Source organism: Halomonas sp. EF61, assembly GCF_040147045.1.
Taxonomy (GTDB): domain Bacteria; phylum Pseudomonadota; class Gammaproteobacteria; order Pseudomonadales; family Halomonadaceae; genus Halomonas; species Halomonas litopenaei.
In genome coordinates, this window is record NZ_JAMSHM010000004.1 from 552,457 (window position 1) to 575,200 (window position 22,744).

11 protein-coding genes are annotated in these 22,744 nt (G+C 62.0%); 8 read left to right on the forward strand and 3 right to left on the reverse strand.

Annotated elements, in window-relative coordinates; all coding sequences use genetic code 11:
• The first annotated feature begins 555 nt into the window (after positions 1–555).
• From NFI08_RS21950 to NFI08_RS21985, 8 genes are all read left to right on the forward strand, one after another.
• On the forward strand, positions 556–1,554 hold the full coding sequence (locus tag NFI08_RS21950) for a TRAP transporter substrate-binding protein (RefSeq protein ID WP_108448358.1): 999 nt from the start codon (positions 556–558) through the stop codon (positions 1,552–1,554).
• A 62-nt stretch (positions 1,555–1,616) separates the two neighbouring features.
• Positions 1,617–2,129, forward strand: a complete 513-nt coding sequence (locus tag NFI08_RS21955) for a TRAP transporter small permease (protein WP_045992527.1) — start codon at positions 1,617–1,619, stop codon at positions 2,127–2,129.
• Between the two features lie 2 nt (positions 2,130–2,131).
• Entirely contained in the window at positions 2,132–3,400 is a 1,269-nt protein-coding gene (locus NFI08_RS21960; RefSeq protein ID WP_045992526.1) for a TRAP transporter large permease, read from the forward strand.
• A gap of 20 nt (positions 3,401–3,420) precedes the next feature.
• Positions 3,421–4,194 carry an SDR family oxidoreductase gene (locus NFI08_RS21965; protein WP_108133687.1) on the forward strand — a complete coding sequence of 258 codons (774 nt, stop codon included), beginning with the start codon at positions 3,421–3,423 and terminating at the stop codon, positions 4,192–4,194.
• 16 nt (positions 4,195–4,210) lie between these two features.
• A complete protein-coding gene (locus NFI08_RS21970) occupies positions 4,211–5,146 on the forward strand; it encodes a 3-hydroxyacyl-CoA dehydrogenase (protein WP_286985852.1) in 936 nt (311 codons plus the stop codon).
• Between the two features lie 74 nt (positions 5,147–5,220).
• Positions 5,221–6,153 (forward strand): 3,5-dioxohexanoate:acetyl-CoA acetone transferase, encoded by a 933-nt coding sequence (gene kce, locus NFI08_RS21975; RefSeq protein WP_045992523.1) that lies wholly within the window; start codon positions 5,221–5,223, stop codon positions 6,151–6,153.
• 11 nt (positions 6,154–6,164) lie between these two features.
• Positions 6,165–6,692 (forward strand): gamma carbonic anhydrase family protein, encoded by a 528-nt coding sequence (locus tag NFI08_RS21980; RefSeq protein ID WP_286985851.1) that lies wholly within the window; start codon positions 6,165–6,167, stop codon positions 6,690–6,692.
• Between the two features lie 38 nt (positions 6,693–6,730).
• A complete protein-coding gene (locus tag NFI08_RS21985; RefSeq protein ID WP_045992521.1) occupies positions 6,731–7,756 on the forward strand; it encodes a LacI family DNA-binding transcriptional regulator in 1,026 nt (341 codons plus the stop codon).
• 64 nt (positions 7,757–7,820) lie between these two features.
• Here the strand turns inward: NFI08_RS21985 and NFI08_RS21990 are convergent, their stop codons facing one another.
• From NFI08_RS21990 to NFI08_RS22000, 3 genes are all read right to left on the reverse strand, one after another.
• Positions 7,821–10,160 carry a type I secretion C-terminal target domain-containing protein gene (locus NFI08_RS21990; RefSeq protein ID WP_108448355.1) on the reverse strand — a complete coding sequence of 780 codons (2,340 nt, stop codon included), beginning with the start codon at positions 10,158–10,160 and terminating at the stop codon, positions 7,821–7,823.
• Between the two features lie 624 nt (positions 10,161–10,784).
• Positions 10,785–13,580, reverse strand: coding sequence for an Ig-like domain-containing protein (locus NFI08_RS21995; RefSeq protein ID WP_349591480.1), 2,796 nt, complete (start codon positions 13,578–13,580; stop codon positions 10,785–10,787).
• 683 nt (positions 13,581–14,263) lie between these two features.
• Positions 14,264–22,354 carry an Ig-like domain-containing protein gene (locus NFI08_RS22000; protein ID WP_349591481.1) on the reverse strand — a complete coding sequence of 2,697 codons (8,091 nt, stop codon included), beginning with the start codon at positions 22,352–22,354 and terminating at the stop codon, positions 14,264–14,266.
• Positions 22,355–22,744 lie beyond the last annotated feature (390 nt).

Sequence of the window (22,744 nt, forward strand, 5' to 3'; positions counted from 1 at the left end):
CCCTACTACCGGACGGCGCATGCTAACCAGATTTGCCGTTTCACGCCACGGCTTTTCGCCCCTTAGCTGTGCGTCGCCGAGGTGGATGTCAAGGCGTGCCACCGACCTGGCGACAGTGTAGTCAATCACCACCAGATGACAGCTTGATGTGACGCTGTCGAGCGCCTGGTGCGAGCCCATGTACGAGCCGCCCTCACCTCGCGCCAGCTCACTCCACCTCACGCCAGCTCATTCCAGCTCACTCCAGCTCGCGCCAGCCCACTCCACTTCAGGCCTCCTGACGTCACTTGCCCCAGCCTCCACCCGACGCTACAAAGCGCGCACGCCACCCATCAATCCACAAAAAAAAGACTACGTAGTCACTAAATTAAACTAAAGTATATTTAATTAATATTCAGCAACTTACTTCACATACATGGATCATGGAATTTTCTATTGTTGAATACGTATGTCGTTTGGATTTACAAGTGTGCACTCCGCAGCGCCACCACCTCGAGCGCCGCCGATTGCCCCTCGCTGCCGGCCAGGGGCTCACAACGACAACAGGAGAGCTCCATGCGCCACTTTCACCCCCTCCCCTTCAGCCTGACCGCCCTGACCGCCGCTGTCGGTCTTGGCCTGTCCGCGACCGCCCTTGCCCAGCAGGAACGCACCATCGACGTCAGCCTGCCGCTGGGACCCGAGTCACAGCAGGGCATCGGTATCCTCAAGTTCGGTGAGGAACTTGAGCGCCTGTCGGATGGCCGTCTGACCATCGAACCTCACTACGACAACGCCCTGGGCGCCGAGCGTGAGGTCATCGAGGGCATGGGGCTCGGCATCATCGACGCCGGCATCGCCTCCACCGGCCCCATGGGCGGTTTTGTCGACGAGTTCCTGCTGTTCGACCTGCCCTACATCTTCGAGGACCACGAGCACGCCTACGGCTTCCTCGACAGCGAACACGGCGAACAGCTCGCTCAACTCGCCGAAGAGCAGATGAACGTCAAGTTCCTGGCCTGGATGGAAAACGGCTTCCGCCACAACACCAACTCGGTACGCCCGCTCGAGCACCCGAGCGATCTCGACGGCATCAATCACCGCACCCAGGAAAGCCGCGTTCAGGTGGACACCTGGGAAGCGCTGGGCGCCAACGCCACGCCGATGGCCTGGACCGAGGTCTACACCGCGCTGCAGCAGGGGGTCATGGACAGCCAGGAAAACCCGCTGGCCACCATCTACGACGTCAACTTCTACGAGGTCCAGGACTACCTGAACATCACCCAGCACGTCTATTCGCCGGCGCCGCTGATGATGAGCCTGAACCTGTTCAACTCGTTCAGCAAAGAAGATCAGCAGATCATCCTCGAAGCCGCGCAGATCGCACTGCCGGTGCAGCGCGAAGCCAGCCAGGAGCTGGAGCAGCGCTACAAGGGCGAACTGGCGGAACTCGGCATGACCGTGACCGAGCCGGACCTGGGCCCCTTCCGTGAGGCCGTCCGTCCGGTGATCGACAAGTGGGCACCGACCGTGGGCGAGGACCTGGTCGACGCCGCGATCAACTTCGACCACTAAGCAACAAGGCGCCCGCCGAGCCCATGGCAAGGCGGGCGCCGTCTCTTCCTGCGAGGCATCCCATGCAATCCTTCCTGCAATTCGTCAACGCCGGGATCGGGCACTTCAACCGCTTGATCGGCTGGGGCCTGGCGCTGCTGCTGCTGGTCATGACCGTACTGATCTTCTGGCAAGTCTTCGCCCGATTCGTGGTCGGCAGTCCCTTGTTCTTCTCCGACGAGATCGCGCGCTTTTCGATGCTCTGGCTGACCTTTATCGGTGCCGGCTACGCCTACCGCAAGGGCACCCTGATTTCGGTCGACATCGTGCTGGAGTATTGCGGTGAACGCGTGGGCCGCCTGATGCGCATCCTGGTTGTGCTGTGCTCGGCGGTGTTCGCCTTCGTCATGATCAAGTACGGCTTCGAGCTGGTCGGCCGGGTCTCCAGCCAGACCGCCCCCAGCACCCGTATTTCGATGATGTGGCCTTACCTCGCCATCCCGGCAGGCGGCATCGTGATCATGGTCAATAGCCTCGGCCTGCTGATCGACGAAGCCCTGGGCCAACCGGTCCACCACCATCAGGAGGTGAACTGACCATGGCACTGTTACTGTTCGTCCTGCTGATTTCACTGTTCATTCTTGGCGTCCCCATCGCCTTCTCGCTGGGCTTGGCCTCGGCCATTACCGTCTGGCATGGCGACCTGATGCCGATGCTGATCGTCGCCCAGCAGATGCTGGCCTCGGTCAATTCCTTTCCGTTGATGGCGATCCCGTTCTTCATCCTGGCGGGCTACCTGATGCAGGGTGGCGGCATCTCCAAGCGCCTGGTCGACTTTTCCAACACCCTGGTGGGCAGCATGACCGGCGGCCTGGCCATGGTGGCCATCGTCACGTCGCTGTTCTTCGCGGCGATCTCCGGCTCCGGCGCCGCCACCACCGCCGCGATCGGTGCCATCCTGATTCCGGCCATGCTGTCCAAGGGCTATCCCGGTGGCTACGCCGCCGCCAACCAGGCCGCCTCCGGCGCCCTCGGCGTGATCATCCCGCCCAGCATCCCGCTGATTCTCTACGGCATCGCCGCCAACGTCTCGGTGGGCGACATGTTCATCGCCGGTATTCTGCCGGGCATCCTGGTGACCCTCACCCTGCTGGTATTCGCCTACTTCTTCGCCCGTGCCAATGGGCTTGGCGGCGGAGAAAAAAGCTCGCTCGGCGACGTCTTTCGCGCCGGTAAAAAGGCGATTCTGGCCATCCTGATGCCGGTGATCATCCTCGGTGGCATCTATGGGGGTGTCTTTACGCCCACCGAAGCCGCCGTCATCGCGGTCGCCTACTCCTTCGTCATCGGCACCCTGATCTACCGAGAGATCAAGTTCGCAAGCCTGGTCGGCATCCTCAAGCAATCCGCCGTGACCACCGCGGTGGTGCTCAGCATCATCGGCGCCGCCGGGCTCTATGGGCGCATCCTGCAAAGCCTGCGGGTCCCCGACATGATCTCGGACTTCGTGATCTCGGCCATCGACAGCCCGCTTCTGTTCATCCTGCTGGCGAACCTGTTGCTGCTTCTGGCCGGCATGTTCATCGAGGCCGCCGCCGCCATCCTGATCTTCGTGCCGATCCTGCTGCCGATCGCGGTGAGCTACGGCTTCGACCCGATCCACTTCGGCATCATCATGGTGGTCAACCTGGCCATGGGCATGTTCACCCCGCCGGTCGGGCTCAACCTCTTCGTCGCCTCCCAGATCACCAACATCGGCATCGCTCGTCTGACCTGGGCGGTCATGCCCTTTGTCGCGATCGTGCTCGCCAACCTTCTGATCATCAGCCTGCTGCCGGTGTTGTCCACCTGGCTGCCGTCGCTGTGACCCCACACAAGGAGAACACCATGAACGTCGTTGAAAGCCTCACCCCGCGCCAGGGACTGCGCGTGCTGGTCACCGCCGGCGCCTCCGGCATCGGCCTGGCCATCGCCAAGGCCTTCGTCCAGGCCGGCGCCAGGGTCCACGTCTGCGACATCGACAGCGAGGCCCTGGCCGCCCTGCCAGACGGCATCACCCATACCCGTTGCGACGTCAGCCGCGAAGACGAGGTCGCCCGCCTGTTCGATGACGCCCGCGCACTCGGCGGTCTCGATGTGGTGGTCAACAACGCCGGGATCGCCGGCCCCACTGCGGGCATCGACGAGATCGATCACGCAAGCTGGACCCAGACCATCGACATCAACCTGAACGGCCAGTACCGCGTCGCCCACCGCGCCGCGCCGCTGCTGCGCGAAAGCCAGGGACTGCTGGTCAACCTGGCCTCGGTGGCCGGACGGCTTGGCTTCGCCTACCGCACGCCCTACGCCGCGAGCAAGTGGGCGGTGGTCGGCCTGACCAAGAGCCTGGCCTGCGAGCTCGGCCCGGACGGCGTGCGGGTCAATGCCATCCTCCCGGGCATCGTGCGCGGGCCTCGCATCGAGAAGGTGATCGAGGACCGTGCCGCCAAACGCGGCATCAGCTACGCCGAGATGGAAACGGAGAACCTGTCGAAGATCTCCATGCGTCGCATGGTAGAGCCCACCGATATCGCCGCCATGGCACTGTTCCTGGCGGCGCCGGGGGGCACCAACATCAGCGGCCAGGCACTCAGCGTCTGCGCCAACGTCGAATCCCTGTGACCACGGAAGCCTCCTTATGACCAGACCCGTAGGTATTCTCGGCGCCGGCCTGATCGGCCGCGCCTGGGCCATCGTGTTCGCCCGAGCCGGCATCGACGTGCGCCTGCATGACGCCGCAGACGAGGCGCTCGAGCGGGCCCGCGACGCCATCGCCACCTCCCTCGACGACCTCCACCAGGCAGGGCTGATCGAGGACCCGGAGCGGGCGATGTCGCGTATCCGCTACGACAGCGACCTGGCATCGGCCATGGCCGGGGTCGGCTACGTGCAGGAGTGCGGGCCGGAAGATGTCGAGACCAAGCGGCGCATCTACAGTGACCTTGAAGCCGTGGTGGCCAAGGACACCGTGCTGGCCAGCTCGACCTCCGGTATCGCCGCTTCGCGCTTCACCGATCACCTCCATCATCCTGACCGTTGCCTGGTGGCCCATCCGGTCAATCCGCCCTACCTGATCCCGCTGGTAGAAGTGGTGCCGGCGCCGGCCACCGGGCAAGCCGCGGTGGCGTCCACCATGGCGCTGATGGAACAGGCCCGGCAGACACCGATCCTGGTCAACAAGGAAGTCCCTGGCTTCGTGCTCAATCGCCTGCAAGGCGCCTTGCTCAACGAGGCGCTGAGACTGTTCGCAGACGGGGTGTGCTCCGCCGAGGATCTGGACAAGACGGTCAAGCACGGGCTGGGCCTGCGCTGGTCGTTCATGGGGCCCTTCGAGACCATCGACCTCAATGCGCCCGATGGCGTGGTCGACTATGGCAACCGCTATGGGCCGCTGTATCGCGACGTCGACCGCGAGCGCGGTGACGACGATCCCTGGCAAACCACGACCCTGGCGGCACTCGACCAGCAGCGCCGTCAACAACTGCCGGCCCAGCGCCTGGGCGAGCGACAGGCCTGGCGCGACCGACGCCTGATGGCGCTGATCGCCCACCAGCAGACGCTGACAAACGATTGACCCGGGCCAACGACGGACCCAGACCAGCCACTGTCCCACCTTACCCGCCTATCCATCATTCAAGGACCCGACCCATGGCAAAGCAACGCAAGGTCATCATCACCTGCGCGGTCACCGGCGCGATCCACACCCCGTCCATGTCGCCGCACCTGCCGGTCACCCCGGAAGAGATCGCCGAGGCAGGCATCGCCGCCGCCGAGGCCGGCGCCTCGATTCTGCACCTGCATGCGCGTGATCCCGACAACGGCAAGCCGACCCAGGACCCGGCCATGTTCGAGCGCTTCCTGCCCCGCATCAAGGACGCCTGCGACGCGGTCATCAACCTCACCACCGGTGGCAGTCCGCACATGACGGTGGAGGAGCGCATGCGCCCGGCCATGGAGTTCAAGCCCGAGCTTGCCTCCATGAACATGGGCTCGATCAACTTCGGGCTGTTCCCGATGCTCGACCGCTACGCGTCGCTTGAGCACCAGTGGGAGCGTGAGCACCTGGAGAACAGTCGCGACCTGGTGTTCAAGAACACCTTCGCCGACATCGAGAAGGCGATGACCCTGGGCGCCGAGAACGGTACCCGTTTCGAGTGCGAGTGCTACGACATCGGACACCTCTATTCCCTGCGCAACCTGCTCGACCGCGGCGTCATCGGCGGCCGCGTGTTCGTCCAGAGCGTGTTCGGCATCCTCGGTGGCATCGGCCCTCACCCGGAGGACGTGATCCACATGCGGCGCACCGCGGACCGGCTGTTCGGCGACGCCTACGAGTGGTCGGTGCTGGGCGCCGGCAGCAGCCAGATGCGCATCGCCGCCCAGGCCGCCGCCATGGGGGGACACGTGCGGGTCGGGCTCGAGGATTCGCTGTGGCTGGGCCCGGGCAAGCTGGCCGAGACCAACGCAAGCCAGGTCGCCAAGGTGCGCGAGATCCTCGAGGGTCTGTCGTTTGAGGTGGCGACACCGGACGAAGCGCGTCAGATGCTGGGACTCAAGGGCGCCGACCAGGTCGGCTTCTAGGGAGACGGACGATGACCCTGTATCGACTCGGGGGCAAGGCCCCCGATATCGCCGCCAGCGCGCTGGTATTCGACGAGGCCACGCTGATCGGCGACGTACGCCTGGGTGAGCGCGTCAGTGTGTGGCCCGGGGCCGTGCTTCGTGGCGACAATGCGCCTATCGTGGTGGGAGACGACAGCAACCTGCAGGACGGCTGTGTGGTTCACTCGGACCCCGGCTATCCGGTTACCATGGGACGCCAGGTCACGGTCGGTCACCTGGCCATGCTGCACGGCTGCCGCATCGGCGATGACGTGCTGGTGGGAATGAATGCCACGGTACTCAACGGTGCCGACATCGGTGATCGATGTATCATCGGCGCCGGCGCGCTCGTCACCTCGGGCAAGCGCTTTCCCCCTGGCTCGTTGATCGTCGGCAGTCCAGCCAAGGTGGTCAGAGAACTGACCAAGGACGAGATACAGTCGGTGCGCGAAAATGCCAGCGTCTACACCGACAAGATCGCCGCCTATGCGTCTCTGGAGCCTGTCGAGCCGGCGTGATCGCCGGCCATTTCTGCCACCCGACACGACATGACTCGATGAAAAAGAAATCCGTCACCTCACACGATGTCGCCCGTCTTGCCGGGGTCTCGCAGTCTGCCGTCAGCCGGACCTTTTCGCCGGATGCCAAGGTGTCGGACAAGACCCGCAAGAAGGTCATGGAAGCGGCGCGGCAACTGGGCTATCGGCCCAACACCATCGCCCGCTCTCTGATCACGCGATCGAGTCGCACCATCGCGGTGGTCGTCTACAGCCTCGAGAATCCCTTCTACAGCTATATGCTGGAAAAGGCGTCCCGCTTCTTCAAGCAGCAGGGTTACCACCTCCTGCTGTTCTCGGCGTCGAGCAGCGACGGCTTCGATGACGTGCTCGACGACATCCTGAGAAGCCAGGTCGAAGGCATCCTGATGCTGGCGATTACCCTCAATGACGACCAGGCGGCTCTGGTCTGCGACTACGGCATTCCGGTGGTAATCATCAACCGTACGGTCGACTACGCGGGCATCAGCCAGGTCGCCTGTGACAACTTCCAGGGCGGCTACTGGGCGGGCCGCCACCTGGTCTCGCTGGGCCATCGCCGCATCGCCTACCTGTCAGGCCTGGTCGACTCCTCCACCGACATCCAGCGTCGAGCAGGCTTTGTCGAGGGCCTGGCCTCCATGGGGGCCGCGCTTCACGACAGCGGCATCGGCCACTACCAATACACCAGCGCCTGCCAGGCCACCCGTCTGCTGTTCGCCAGCACCACCCCACCCGACGCCCTGTTTGCCGCCAACGACCTGATGGCCATCGCCGCCATGGAAGTCATCCAGAGCGAGTTCTGCCTCAAGGTGCCCGAGGACGTCTCGGTCATCGGTTTCGATGACGTGCCCATGGCCGCCTGGCCGAGCCACTCGCTGACGACCCTGCAGCAGCCGGTACAGACCATGATCATGCGTGCCACCGAATTGCTGCTGGCCCAGATCGACCAGCCGGACACCCCACCACAGCAGATCACCCTACCGGTCACGCCGATGCTGCGCGGCAGCGTCAGGCGCCCTTCAGGCGACGTCAACGACACCTAGCGAAGCGACCCTATCGCCATCCGCCGACGCATGCGTGAGCATGCGCCGGCGGATGGGCCAGCGCCTATTCCACCTCGAGCTGGCCATGGTCGATCAATCGATCGAGGAAGGCGTCGCTGGATGCTCCGCCCATGCGCACGCCGGCGAGGACGATAAACTGATCGGCGCCAGCGCCGTGTGCGCCGATACCACCATCGGACTTGACCGCGATGACGGTATCGTCACCCTCCTGACGGGCGTGCAGGAAGTCCGACACCTGGTGGTCACGGGCGTCATCGAGCAGATCGGAAAGATCGAGCCGGTCTGCCTCGGGGTTGCGGGCGGTGTTGCCCAGGGTGAAGTCCTTGATCTCGTCTTCTGCAGGCCTGCGCACACTGCCCGCATCCCCCGCCTCGTAGCCAAAGGTGTCGGCGCCAAAGCCGCCCCACATCACGTCGCCACCGCGACCGCCGATCAGCACGTCGTCACCACCACCGCCGATCAGCACATCGCCCCCCCCTTGCCCAAGCAGGGTGTCGTTGCCGCCATCGACACGGTCTGTATCCATCAGCTCCCGGTAGTGGTCCTGGATATAGGCAATGATCTCTGCGTCGCTCGCCTCGGCGCCATTGCCATGGTGAACCGACCACTTGAGGTACTCGGTCAGCCCTTCGTAGCCGAGGCCGTCGTGGCTGCCGGCGGCAAAGCTCTCGTGGGTATCGCCGTCTCTCCAGCGAAGGTGGTCGGAGTTGACGGTGTCGCCAAACAGAATATCGGCCTTCACCCCGCCGGCAAGCACATCGTCACCGAGCACCTCGAGCGGTGCGTCGGGGCCACCCTGCGCCAGCGCGGCGTTCAGTACCTCCTGGGTGTTGACGATGACCGACTCACCGGCGGGTGACGTCCACTCGGTGCCATCCTGCAGGGTGATGGTGCGAGTCCCCTGGGTCTCGGTATTGTCGAAGATGTCCAGATAGTCCTTGCGCAGCAGACCCGCAGGATCCGGCTCCCCCGCTACCTCTTCACCGATACCGAAGGTATGCACCTCGGACAGCCGACCGAGTTGAAGGAACTGTTGATACGCCTTGTGGACAGGGGTAAAGGCCCCCGCCACATCGCTCTCCACGATGTGTCCACCCTCCCGGTAGGAGGTTGGGAGACCATCGGTCAGGAACATGGTCAGCGACCTGTCACCTTCATCTTCCTTTGCGACATGGTATTTTCTGGCGGCGGAGAGGGCTGCCTGATAGTTGGTGGAGCCCTGGGCGGCCGCACCGTTGACGTAAGCGATAAGGCCAGCCACGTTATGTTCGTTCAGACCATCGACCGCTCTGGGTGAATGCGCCTTGTCGTCAAAACGCACCACTTGTACGTCCACATTTCCGTCGTGACCCGCCAGACGTGTGAGCAACAGATTGACGTTCTGCTGCAATAGCTGGAGCCGAGTCAGACCATCGGTGCCGGACGGCTGGCGCATGCTGCCGGACTCGTCGATCAGGATCGAGATATTGTAGTCGACACCTGACGCAATCAATCCCTGCTTGCCGCCCGGGTCGCCGATCAGGACGTCATCACCCGGGCCGGTCGACCCATGATTGTCCCCATTGTCACCGACATAGAGTTCGCCATCTTCCCGGCCCGCCATCACATCGACCGTCAGTGACGCCGAGGTGATATCACCGTCGCCATCGGTGCCGGTGTAGTCGATCACTGCGTCACCGGCGAAGCCCTGGTGCGGGACGAAGGTCAGGGTGCTGTCGGGGTTGATGGTGACGCTGCCGACGCCAGCACCACCCTGAACGCTGGCCCTGATGACACCGCCCGGGCCATCGGCACCATGTTCATCGTTGGCCAGCACATCCACACGCACCGGCGTGCCGCTGGCGGTGGTGGCACTGTCGTCATGGGCGATTCCGCTGTCGTCATCGATGATGATCTGCACAGCTCCGTCAGCGCTGTCGCCGTCCCCATCCGTGACGGTGTAGCCCACTGTGAACTTGATATCGTCTTCAAACCTGCTGCTGCGGTGGTCCAGCGGACCCTCGACAAACAACTTGTAATAGGGGCCCGTTGCAGGGCCATGCAGTATCCAGATAACGCGGTCACCGTTGTCGTCGAATCCTTCCAGCGAACGACCGTTACCACTGAGCTGCCAATTGATCGGGACGCCGCCGGAGGTCAGTGCCGGCAGCCCGGCGGTGTGCCAGGTGAAGGAACGCACGCCGTCGTTACCGACGTCATAGTTCAAACGAGCGGCGGTAAAGCTCTGGGAAGTCAAGGCGTCCCCTACGCCACCTCGAATGCCGTCGGGTAGGCCCTCTTCGTCAACCACCGACCTGATCAGACCGGCGGTCGGGGTATGGTCGTGTGGACTGTCGATCGAGGTGTAGGTGCTCGCATTGTCTGTTTCGGAATCGGTGTTCATGACAGTCTCCTGTCCTTGGGTGGGTCGAAATTCGCGTATGACTCCTTGAAGCTAGGCGGTCGATACCGACCTCGACACTGGACTGGAGGCCACCACTTTTCGCCCCATTACTCCTCGATATCTGGCGCCAAACGCGACTTTCATAAAAAACCGATACTTGCGAATCAGCAAAAAACTATTTCGCACTTAAAGACACACGAAAGAAAACTCACTAAATGCGTTACTGACTGATAAAAAACACTTTTTTCTTTTCCGCCGATTTGAAAACATGAGATTCCGGCATCGAAAAACTCGAAACAACACAGTTCTGTAGGCCGGATAAGCGCCGGCGCTGACCTGGCTTATAAAAGCCAACATATCACCTTGTAGGTCACCGCCACCTTTTTGGAATATTGATCGATCAACATTGACCACGCGACAGGACAAACACCCATCAATCATCGATAAGTCGAGGTAGCGTTTCAGCCGGTTTATCGACTTAAAAAAGACGCAAAAAAATATTGCGATAGCCGACAAGACATCACCCAGCCAAAGGCCGGGTGATCGAAGGGGATCTTCGCTGGAGTGATCCACCGCTTACTCCACTCTCTACTCCACTCTCTACTCCACTGCCTACTCCACTGCCTACTCCACCAGCAGCGCAGCCTCCTGGCCGATGCGCTCCAGCGTGGTGTCGCCTGCGCCCGGCACACCGGCACCGTTCAGGACCAGCGCTTGTTCGCTGTCTGCGCCGCTGTCCATGCCGCCACCACTGCCGCCACCACTGCCCCCTGCCGACGCGGGGCCTACGCTGTCGGTCTGGTCCGGCGGCAGCCAGGCCGCTACCTCCTCGTCGCTCTCGTCATCGAGCAATTCCGACAGCGCCAGCCGGCCCGCCTCGGCGTTTGCCACAACATTTCCTGGGAGGTTGTCGAGGACATCGTCCTGAGCCTCGGCTTCGAGGACACTAACGGAGCCAAAGTCGTAGGGCAGCGATCCCGACTGGATGCTGGGCTCACCGGGGGCGTCATCACCGCCATCGGTGATACCGTCCGCCAGACCGTCCTCAGCGACGACAACCGGGGTGAGACTCGAGTTGGCCCTGGCGTAGTCACCGGTATCGACATTGCTCTCCACTGTGATGGAAACATCGTCCACATCGATGGAGCCGTCACCGTCGATGACGTTCAGGTAGACGGTGGCGATTCCCGTAAAGTCGGGATGGGCCGTGAAGAAAAATCCTGCGCTGGTGGTGCTGACGCTGCCGACCGCGTCCCCCCCCTGAACCTCGACGCTGAAGTCGAGGCCATAGTCGGCACCGGACCTGGAGAAGCGCAGTACATTGCCGAAAAATACCGTGGAGCCACTCTCGATGGTTGCTTCCATGCTGGCCACGGCGAAGGGGCTATCATCGTTTACCCGTACCTGTATCTTGCTTGCGGCACTGTCACCGTCGCCATCGGTGATCCGGTAACCAATATCGAAGTCGATGTTGCTTTCCACATAGGCATCGTCATGGTCCATCGACTGCTCCAACCACACCTGATAGTCCCCGCTGAGGACATCGGTGAGTTCAAACCGTATTACCGTACGCCCATCGGCAGCGCCCCTGAGCACAAGACCGTCGTCGCTGAGCTGCCAATCGATCGAAGATCCCCGACTCGTCAGCGTCGGCAGGTCCTCGGTCAGCCAGGTAAAACTGCCAGGCCCGTCATCGCCGAAGTCATAGCCCAGTTGACCACTGTGGAAATCGTCAACGGGCTCAGGAAGATCGCCAGGACCACCACCTATACCGTCAACCAGACCGTCCTCGTCGAGGAGAACCCAGGGCGGCGTGGAGGGGGTGGTGGGGATACCATTCCCCTGCGGGTCCCTGACGGTGACGGTAAGCCGCCCCTCACTGGTGTCGCCGTCGCCATCGCTGGCGCTGTAGTCGATCAGGGCGCTACCGGTGAAGCCGTCGCCAGGCACGAAAGTCAGGGTATCGTCGCCATTGACGCTGACGCTGCCGACGCTCGCCCCTCCCTGGACGCTGGCCGCGACCACCCCGCCACTCCCGTCGGCACCGAAGGCGTCATTGGCCAGCACGTCCACCGTCACCGGTGTCTTGCTGCCGGTGGTGGCGCTGTCGTCGCTGACCTGCGGGCTATCGTCGTCCACGGTGATACGCAGCACGCCTGAGGCGCTGTCGCCGTCTCTGTCAGTGACGGTATAGCCCACGCTGAAGTTGAGATCGTCCTCGACACCGGCGTAGGTGTGATCCAGCGGCTGTGCCACCGCCACCTTGTAGCTGCCGCTCGCCACATCCGTAAGCTGCACCGAAATCACCCGATCGCCGTTGCCGTCGAACCCCACCAGCGAGCGACCATTGCCATTGAGTCTCCAGCTCACCGGGTCGCCGCCGCTGGTCAGCGCCGGCAGGCCATCGGTGTGCCAAGTGAAGCCGCCCAGACCGTCATCGCCAGCGTCGTAACCCAAGACGCCGGTCTCCACGGTCTGCTCGGTGAGCGCATCCCTGACACCGCCGTGGATGCCGCCGGCCAGACCATCCTCGTCGACCACGGCCTTGGCCGGAACGGTGGCGGGGTCACCATCGGTCTCGGGGGTGGTCGGGACATCGTTGCGCTGACCCTCGACCGTGACAGTAAGCCGCCCCTCACTGGTGTCGCCGTCGCCGTCGGTGCCTGTGTAATCGATCCGCGCCTCACCCACGAAGTCCACATGGGGCACAAAGGTCAGGGTGCCGTCGGGGTTGGCGGTAACACTGCCGACGCTCGCCCCGCCCTGGACGCTGGCCGCGACCACCCCGCCACTCCCGTCGGCGCCAAAGGCGTCATTGTCCAGCACATCCAGCGTCACCGAAGTGCCAATGGTGGTGGTGGCGATGTCGTCGTTGGCCCGGCCACTGTCGTCATCCACGGTGACACGCAATACACCGTCGGCGCTGTCGCCATCAGCGTCGCTGATGGTATAGCCCACGCTGAAGTTGAGGTTGTCCTCGATGCCGGCGTAGGTGTGATCCAGCGGCTGTGCCACCGCCACCTTATAGCTGCCGCTAGCCACATCCGTAAGCTGCACCGAAATCACCCGATCGCCATTGCCGTCGACCCCCACCAGCGAGCGACCATTGCCATTGAGCCTCCAGCTCACCGAGTCACCACCGCTGGTCAGCGCTGGCAGGCCGGCAGTGTGCCAGCGAAAGCTGCCCGGACCATCGTTGCCCACGTCGTAGCCCAAAACGCCCTCGGCGACGGTATGTTCGGTCAGCGCATCCCTGACACCACCGTGGATGCCGCCGGCCAGACCGTCCTCGTCGACCACGGCCTTGTCGGGACCGGTGGCGGGATCATCGTCGGTCTCGGGAGTGATGGGGGCATCCACGCCGCTGGTATTCATCAGCGCAGTGGCGCTGGCATTGGCTCTTTCGGTGTCGGTATTCATGGGAGTGTCCTCGCCGCCAGTGGGTGGCGGCAAACAACGAAAACAAGGCAACAAGCTCGGTTTTATTCCTGCGACTGCCTTAAACCTAGGCACTGATTTTTGCTCTCGACACTGGACTGACGAACACCAATATCACTCAAAGTCTCCTTGTTTTCCGACATCAAAAATTTCTTTTTTATAAAACAGCTAATTGCGTGTCAGAAAACACCTCAGGCACCAATTCACATTTTGTGATAAAAAATTCACAAATTTTTAAATTACTGATAATACGGCACTTTACCTTATAAATAAAACACCAAGGTCGCTGCCATTAAGCGATTCCACAATCGATTAAGCACAATTTTGCATGCTTATTCCACGCCCCGAGCAACGATGACTGCGAACAATCACACAAAACACTCTAGACTTTACGTCACGATTTTCCTCCCTTGTCAGTTCGACAACTAAAAAAACAAGAACCACGCTTCCATCTTTCCATAAGCGAGTACACGCCGGCCTTTACGCACGCCGATATAACGTCATGCCAAAGAATTATTACCTTTTGATTCAAACCCCGATTGGCTGGATTCACGTGCTGATGTTGTGGGTCGAGATCACCCCCGAAGAACAGCCGATAGTTGCTGCGCTTGCAGGATGCAGTGCACGGCCTATTCGACCGCTTACTCCACTCTCTACTCCACTGCCTACTCCACCAGCAGCGCGACCTCATGGCCGATGCGCTCCAGGGTGGTATCGCCGGCACCGGCGCCGTTCAGGGCCAGCGCTTGTTCACTATCTGCGCCGCTGTCACTGCTGCCACCACTGCCGCCGCCACTGCCCCCTGCCGACGCGGGACCTACGCTGTCTGTCTGGTCCTGTTCCGGCGGCAGCCAGGCCGCTACCTCCTCGTCGCTCTCGTCATCGAGCAATTCCGACAGCGCCAGCCGGCCCGCCTGGGCAGCGACTTCCTCGCCTGTCACAAGCACACCCGTGTCGCCAATGGCAGAGGCACTGACGTCAGCATCCGCTGGCGCTGGCGCCACGTTGGCTCTAGCGAAACTGCGAGCCTCATCGTATTCGCTATCAGCAGCATCTACCCAGAGACTCGTTTCACTGATAAAGCCCCCGTCGTACAAGAACGTCACCGTATGATCGGGATTGATCGTCACCTGGCCACCATCACCGCTGGAGACTCTCACCTTCAGGGAACCGTAGCCATCGCCGCCGAAGTTCACCAAATCGAGGGTCACCGGAATGCCGCTATAAAAGGTAAAGCCTTCCAGATCAGCAGTGATCACAGGCGTGTCGTCATCTACCGTCAGCCGGAGTTGTCCTTCAGCAGTATCGCCGTCACCGTCGGTAATGACGTAGCCGACCGCGACATTGATATCACTCTCCCCAAGGTCATCTTTGTGGTCCAACGGACGATACAGCTCGACGCGGTAGTCGCCGCTGTCGATATCGGTCATCTCGATGCCAATCACAGTATTACCGTCGCTATCGGAGGCCAGGAGGCTGTGGCCGGAGCTACCGAGTGACCAGGCCAGGGGGCGTCCTTGCGACGTTAAAGACGGCATACCTTCTGTCGTCCAGCGGAAGCTGCCACGCCCTCCCTCACCGAAGTCATAGCCCAGCGAACCGGTCACCACGGTCTGCTCACCGGGAACGTCATTGAAACCGCCGGGGTTGCCGCCGAGGCCATCCTCATCGACGACGGCCTCGGCCACCATGGTGGCGGGGTCGCCATCGGTTTCCGGGGTCGTCGGTCTGGTGGGGTCGCCACCCGTCACATCGATAGAGAGCGTCGCCTCGCTGCTGTCACCGTCGTTGTCGCTGCTGCTGTAGTCGATCTCCGCCACGCCGGAGAAGCTCGGGTTGGGTATGAAGGTCACGGTGTCATCGGCATTGACCGTGATGCTGCCGACCCCTGCCCCTCCCTGAAGGCCAAACCCGCCGATGCTCCCCGGCCCATCGGCGCCATATTTATCGTTGGTGGACACATCCACGGTAATCGGGGTGTCACTGTCGGTACTGGCGCTATCATCGCTGGCGCTGCCGGCGTCGTCGTCGACAAAGAGCAGGAAGACACCCTCGGCACGGTCCCCGTCGCGATCGGTGACGGTATAGCCAACCTCTAAGGCGCGGTTATCCTCTACAACATAAGACAACGAGGGGGACGGCTCGTGATCCAACGGCTGGAACAGCGCCACTCGATAGCTACCGCTGGCAACATCGGTCAATTGCACCGAGATCACCCGGTCGCCACTGCTATCTACGCCCAGCAGCGAACGCCCGTTACCGCTTAACTGCCAGGTCACCGGATCTCCGCCGGTCGTCAGCGTCGGCAGATCGTCGCTATGCCAGGTAAAACCACCCTGACCGTTATTTCCGAAGTTGTAGCCCACCAAGCCGGTGGCGACGGTGCGTTCGGTGGCAACATCCCCATCTCCTCCCGGGATACCGCCTGGCAGCCCGTCTTCGTCGACGAAGGTCCTGACAGGGACAGTGTTCGGATCGTCATCGGTTTCCGGGGTAGTCGGGATGTCATCGGTTTCGACGTCCACGACAAGCGTGCCGGTACTGATGTCACCGTCGCCGTCCATTGCGTCATAGTGAACACGCGCAACGCCAGAGAAAGACGAATCGGATTCAAAGGTCAAGGTACTGTTAGGGTGGATCTTGAGGGTGCCGACGCCGTCGGCGCCACCCTGAATGCGGGCGCCGACAAGACGTCCCGGCCCATCGGCGCCGAACTCATCATTGGCCAGCACATCCACCCTGACCCGGTCACCGCTCACGGTGCTGACACTGTCATCATTGGCGCGAACGCTGTCGTCATTCACGCTGACATTGAGCACGCCTTGCGCAGCCTCGCCGTCACGATCGGTGATCACGTAGCCCAGCGCCATGTCGATACTGTCCTCGCTCATGGCATCATCGTGATCAAGCGGTCGGAGCAGTGACACGCGATACTCTGCGTTGAGAATATCGATGATTCTGACGCGCAGGACGTCATTGCCCTCGGTATCGGAGGCCGTCATGGTATGGCCGGTGGCATTGAGCGACCAGCTCAATGGGCGGCCTTGTGACGTCAAGGAGGGCAGACCGTCGGTGCTCCAGCGGAAGGTTCCACGCCCATCAGAGCCAAAGTCATAGCCCAGCGAGCCGGTCACGACGGTCAGCTCGCCTGGCGCATCACCCGGACCACCGGCAACACCACCGGCCAGGCCGTCCTCGTCGACAACCGCCGTGGCGGGTCCGGTGGCTGGATCGTCATCGGTCTCCGGGGTGGTAGGACGATCCGTGCCCTGGTCGACACTGACGCTGAGCTGTCCAGCGGTAATGTCGCCGTCTGCATCGCTGCCGGTGTAATCAATCAGCGCGGTGCCGCTAAAGCTTGCCTGTGGCACAAAGGTCAACACGCCAGCGCTGGTTAGCGTGACGCTGCCGACATCCGCGCCTCCCTGGACACTGGCAGCGATCACCCGTCCCGGGCCATCGGCGCCGTGGTCGTCGTTGGCCAGCACGTCCACATCGACCGCGGTAGCGCGATCGGTGCGCGCACTGTCGTCGTTGGCACGACCACGGTCATCATCCACGGTCACGCGCAGCACACCCTCAGCAGTGTCACCGTCAGCGTCGCTGACGCTGTAGCCCACGACGAAGTTGAGGTCGTCCTCGACCCTGGCGTTGGCGTGGTCCAGCGGCCTTGCCACTGCCACCTTGTAGCTGCCGGTCGCCTGATCGACAAGCTGAACCGAGATGGCCCTATCGCCATTGCTGTCAAACCCCACCAGCGAACGACCGTTACCGTTGAGCCGCCAGGTCACCGGATCACCGCCGCTGGTCAGCGACGGCAGGCCGTCGGTGCTCCAGCGAAAGTCTCCCTGGCCATCGCTGCCGAAGTCATAGCCAAGCACGCCCGTCGCGACCGTGAGTTCGGTGGGCGCATCCCTGACACCGCCGTGGATGCCGCCCGCCAGGCCATCCTCGTCGACCACGGCCTTGGCGGGGTTGGTCAGGGGGTCGCCATCGGTTTCCGGGGTCGTAGGCGTACCGGGGGCATCGTTTTCGACCATGACGCTGAGCTCTGCGCTGCGGATATCACCGTCGGCGTCACTGGCTGTGTAGGCAATCAACGCTTTACCGAAGAAGTCCGGATGGGCGACAAAAGTCAGGGTATCGTCGGGATTGATGGTGACGTTGCCAACCGCTGCCCCACCGCGCACGCTGGCGGAGACGAGACCACCCAGGCCATCAGCGCCGTACTGGTCGTTGGCCAGCACGTCCACGCTGATCGGGCTGGCCTTGTCAGTAGTGGTGCTGTCATCGACCAGCAGCATACTATCGTCATCCACGCTGATCCTTAGCTGGCCCTGGGCAGTGTCGCCGTTGCCGTCGGTGATCATGTAGCGAACGGTCAGATCGATATTGTCCTCGAGGCTGGCATCGTCGTGGTCAAGCGGCCGGTGCAGCTCGACACGATAGAGCCCCTGCTCGAGATCGGTGATGCGGACGCTGATCACCTCGTTGCCAAGCGCATCCACGCCCGTCACCTCATGCCCGGTACCGTTGACCAACCAGCTTAACGGGCTACCCTGTGAGCTCAGCGCCGGCAGGCCATCGGTGACCCAGTGGAAGGGAAACAGCCACGGGCCATCCTTGCCGAAGTCATTGCCCAGCGACCCGGTGACGACCCTGGCCTCTCCGGCCACGTCCCCCGGGCCGCCGGCGATGCCACCGGCGAGGCCTTCCTCGTCGAGCACGGCCCGGGCCGAGACGGTGGCAGGGTCGCCATCGCTCAGCGGCGTGATCGGTACATTGTTGCCAGAGGCGCCGACACTGACCTCGACACGTCCGCCGGTCTCATCGCCATCACCGTCAGTGTATCCGAGCTGCAACAAGGCCTTGCCGTGGAACTCGGGATGCGGCGTGAAGGTGGCATAAAAATCACCCTCTTCGTGGCTGACCTGGCCAACGCTATCGCCGCCGACGACCTCGGCGCGAAAGTTGGCGACCCGCTCGAAGTCGGCGCCGATAAGGATGTCATCCCGCAGATCAAACCTGACCGGGGTATCGGTGCCAGTGAAGTACCATCCCCTGTACCCACCACCACGGGGACTGTCGTCGTCCACCAGGATGTCCAGCGAGCCTTGCGCACTATCGCCGTTGCCATCGGTGATGACGTAGCCGACGCTGAAGGTGATGTCGTCTTCCAGGTAGGGGTCGCTGTGATCCAGTCCCTTTAGCAGTTCAACTTTGAAGATGCCCGGCTCCAGGCCCAGGAGCTTTATGCTGATCACGTCTACCTGGTCATAGTAGCCGAAAATATTGAGACCGCGGGCCTTGCCGATCAGGCTGTTACCAGCGGCGTTGAGCGACCAGGTCACAGGCTCACCATTCGCACTCAATTCGGGCAAGCCATCGGTGGACCAGCGGAAGCTGCCAGGCCCAGCCTCGCCAAAGTCGTAGCCCAGAAAACCGTCGAAATAGGCTTGGTAGTATCCGATATCGCCGGAACCACCTTCCAGGCCAATCAATTCATAGGCAAACAAGTAAAGCCGGTCCTCATCGACGATGGCGGTGGGCGCCACGTTCTCAGGATCACCGTCGCTGTCCGGGGTGGTGGGGCCGCCGGCGTCGCCACCTTCGACGACGACGCTGAGTGTGGCGGCGGCGGTGTCACCGTCGGCGTCACTGACGACGTAATCGATCAGCACCTCTCTGCCGAAAAGCTCCGGGTGAGGCACGAAGGTCAGGCTGTTGTCGGGGTTGATCGTGACGCTGCCGACCGCTGGCCCGCCGCGCACGCTGGCGTCGATGATGCCCCCAGGACCATCGGCGCCCAGCCCGTCGTTGTCCAGCACCGCTACCCTGATCGCCGTGTCGACGGCGATTGTGGCGCTATCGTCTCGGGCCACCAGGCTGTCGTCGTCCACCACGATGTCAAGCCTGCCGGCGGCAACGTCTCCGCCACCGTCGGTGACGGTATAGCCCACCTCGATAGAGAGGTCGTCCTCGATGCCAGAAATGACATGATCCAGCGGCTTGTCCAGCGTCACCTTGTAGCGGCCGGTCACCACGTCGACAAGCTGTACCGCGATGACCCTGCCGCCACCGCTGTCGACGCCCAGCAGCGAACGGCCATTGCCGCTTAGCCGCCAGCTCACCGGATCGCCACCGGAGGTCAGTATCGGCAGGCCATCGGTGTGCCAGCGGAAGCCACCCGGACCATCATTGCCGAAGTCGTAGCCCAGCGATCCGATGGTCACGCGACTCTGGGTAGCCGTGTCGCCGGCCCCCCCGGCGATACCGCCTGCCAGGCCATCCTCGTCGACCACCGCCTTGGGCGACCGGGTGTCGGGGTCGCCATCGGTCAGTGGCGTGATCAGCCCGTCAGGATTGACGGCCGCAACAGACACGGTGAGGGTGCCGACGGGGAAGTCACCGTCGCCATCGGAGCGGGCGTAGTCGATAAGCGCATCGCCGGAGAATCCCACAGCGGGAACAAAGGTCAGGGTGCCATCGGGATTGATCGACACGGTGCCCACAGCGTCGCCGCCCTGAACGCTTGCCTGCATGACCTTGCGTACGCCCTCGGCGCCGATCTCGTCGTTGCTCAGCACGTCCACGATGACCGGGGTGGCACTGAGGGTGGCAGCGCTATCGCTGTTGGCGCGGCCGGCGTCGTCATTGACACGGATCTCGAGTACGCCTTCAGCCGTGTCGCCGTCACCATCGGTAACGACATAGTCGATCACAAAGTCGACATTGTCCTCGATGCTTGGATCCGAGTGATCCAGCGGCTGGAACAGCTCGAAGCGATATTCACCCGTCGTGATATCGACAAGTTCAAGCCTGAATACCGAGCCGAACTGCGCGTCCTTGGCAATCAAGGTCCGTCCATTATTCACCAGTGACAGGCGCGGCACTTCCCCTCTCACCTCCACATCTACCAAATAGGAGCTACGAATCCAGGAGAAACCAGCAACCCCATCGTCGCCAGCGTCATAACCCAGGAAACCGGTGGCGACCGTTGACTCGCCGGCGATATCGCCGATACCGCCAGCAATGCCCCCGGGCAGACCCTCCTCATCGACGACGACCCTGGCCGGTTGGGTATCGGGGTCGTCGTCGGTTTCCGGAGTGGACCGCGTCGTCGAGGCAGCGTCGCGGACATTGACGGTCAGACCTCCTTGGGTGGTGTCACCATCGCCATCGCTGCTGGTGTAATCGATCAGGGCATCGCCCAGAAAGTCCGGGTGAGGCACGAAGGACAAGCGGCCATCGCCCCGGACCGTGACGCTACCGACATCGGCTCCCCCTTGAACGCTGGCCGCGACAACCCCACCCGAACCGTCGGCACCGAGAACGTCGTTAGCCAGCACGTCGACGATGACCTGGGTGTCCTTGGACGTGGAAGCCCTGTCGTCGTTGGCGCGAGGAGCGTCATCATTGACCGTGACCTCGAGCACGCCGAAAGCGCTGTTGCCAGAGACGTCGACGACGACATAGCCCAACTCGAAGTGAATACTGTCATCGTTGCCAGCGCCTGAGTGATCCAGTGCGGCAATCTGGTCGCGGTCAGCAAAGTGTCCAACGTCAGGCAACCGTACCTCATAGCTGCCGGAGGCTAAGTCGGTAAGCACCACCTCGATGACCGCATACTCCTCCTGGGCGTCACTATCGTAGGCAACCCCACGCACCCTGTGGCTACTAGCGTCAATCAACCATGACACCGGATAGCCGTCGGCGGTCAGACGCGGCAAACTGGCGATATCCCAATCGAAGCTGCTCACCCGTTGAATTTCGTAGCCAGTTTCTTCTGAGCAATCGCTGCCGAGGTCATAGCCCAGCGACCCGGCCGCCACGACCGTTTCGCCTGTGCCTGAGCCGCTGGCACTGCCGTAGTAAGAGGCGGCTTCATCGACGATAGCGTGGGCCGGTTCGGTGGTGGGATCGCCATCGGTCTCCGGGGTGGTCGCCACCTCGCTGTTCTCACATTCTCGGATATCGAAGTGGGCCTCGATGTTCACCCGGTCGCCGTCACCATCGATGACAACGATCTGGAACTCGAACGATCCCTCGGCATCGGGGTCGGCCTTGAACACCCAATATTCCAAGTTGACGGCGAGCAGGCCTTTGTCGGTGTCGATCATCGCCCCCAGTGGATATTCGGTGTCGTCACCGGGCAGGCTGACAAAGACGCGGTCGAGGCCTTCTTTGCCAGCATCCATCCTCCAGCGATCGACGACAAAGTTCCCCGGAACGACCGAACTGGGAGTATCGATGCCGTTGAACCCCGAGTAGGTGGGTGGCGCTACATCAACCACATTGATGTCGACCCAGGCCTTCTCTTCCCTGCCCTCGTTGTCGGTGGCGATGAAAGGAAACGATAACGACAGAATGTCGTCGAAATCAGGCCCGGTATGGTCCAGTTTCCGATTCACCGAAACAGTGACCAACTCGTCGTCGTCAGTCAGTTGCAGGATCAGCAGGGCTCTTCCCGGATCCTCGTCCAGCAAACTCTCCTCGAACAGCATCAATCGCTGCCCGTCGGGTGAAATCCGAAACCCCACTGGCTCACCGTCCGCCGTCAGTTCGGGGAGGTCAGGAGCCACCCAGCGATAGGGCTCATTGCTGGCAGGATCTCTGTTGTATCCAAAGTCGTGGTTCAGCCTGAAGCTATAACTCCCACCGCCATCGGTGACAGAGAGAAGGACAGCGGGCTCCACGCCGCGGGTATTCATCAGCGCAGTGGCGCTGGCATTGGCTCTTTCAGTGTCGGTATTCATGGGAGTGTCCTCGCCGCCGGTTGGTGGCGGCAAACAACGAAAACAAGGCAACAAGCACGGTGTGATTCCTGCGTCTGCCTTAAACCTAGGCACTGATTTTCGCTCTCGACACTGGACTGACGAACATCATTATTACTCGAAGCCTCCTTGTTTTCCGACATCAAAAATTTCTTTTTTATAAAACAGATAATTGCGCGTCAGAAAACGCCTCAGCCACCAATTCACACTTTGTGATAAAAACTCACAAATTTTTAAATGATTGATAATTCGACACTTTACTTTATAAATAAATACCAAGGTCGCTGCCTTCAAGCGACTACACAATCGATTAAGCACAATTTTGCATGCTTATTCCACGCCTCGGGAAACGATGACTGCGAACAATCACAC

Bases quoted from the DNA above. Each gene is read 5' to 3' on its own strand.
- NFI08_RS21950 (WP_108448358.1), top strand. From the start codon at position 556: ATGCGCCACTTTCACCCCCTCCCCTTCAGCCTGACCGCCCTGACCGCC.
- NFI08_RS21955 (WP_045992527.1), top strand. From the start codon at position 1,617: ATGCAATCCTTCCTGCAATTCGTCAACGCCGGGATCGGGCACTTCAAC.
- NFI08_RS21960 (WP_045992526.1), top strand. From the start codon at position 2,132: ATGGCACTGTTACTGTTCGTCCTGCTGATTTCACTGTTCATTCTTGGC.
- NFI08_RS21965 (WP_108133687.1), top strand. From the start codon at position 3,421: ATGAACGTCGTTGAAAGCCTCACCCCGCGCCAGGGACTGCGCGTGCTG.
- NFI08_RS21970 (WP_286985852.1), top strand. From the start codon at position 4,211: ATGACCAGACCCGTAGGTATTCTCGGCGCCGGCCTGATCGGCCGCGCC.
- kce (WP_045992523.1), top strand. From the start codon at position 5,221: ATGGCAAAGCAACGCAAGGTCATCATCACCTGCGCGGTCACCGGCGCG.
- NFI08_RS21980 (WP_286985851.1), top strand. From the start codon at position 6,165: ATGACCCTGTATCGACTCGGGGGCAAGGCCCCCGATATCGCCGCCAGC.
- NFI08_RS21985 (WP_045992521.1), top strand. From the start codon at position 6,731: ATGAAAAAGAAATCCGTCACCTCACACGATGTCGCCCGTCTTGCCGGG.
- NFI08_RS21990 (WP_108448355.1), bottom strand. From the start codon at position 10,160: ATGAACACCGATTCCGAAACAGACAATGCGAGCACCTACACCTCGATC.
- NFI08_RS21995 (WP_349591480.1), bottom strand. From the start codon at position 13,580: ATGAATACCGACACCGAAAGAGCCAATGCCAGCGCCACTGCGCTGATG.
- NFI08_RS22000 (WP_349591481.1), bottom strand. From the start codon at position 22,354: ATGAATACCGACACTGAAAGAGCCAATGCCAGCGCCACTGCGCTGATG.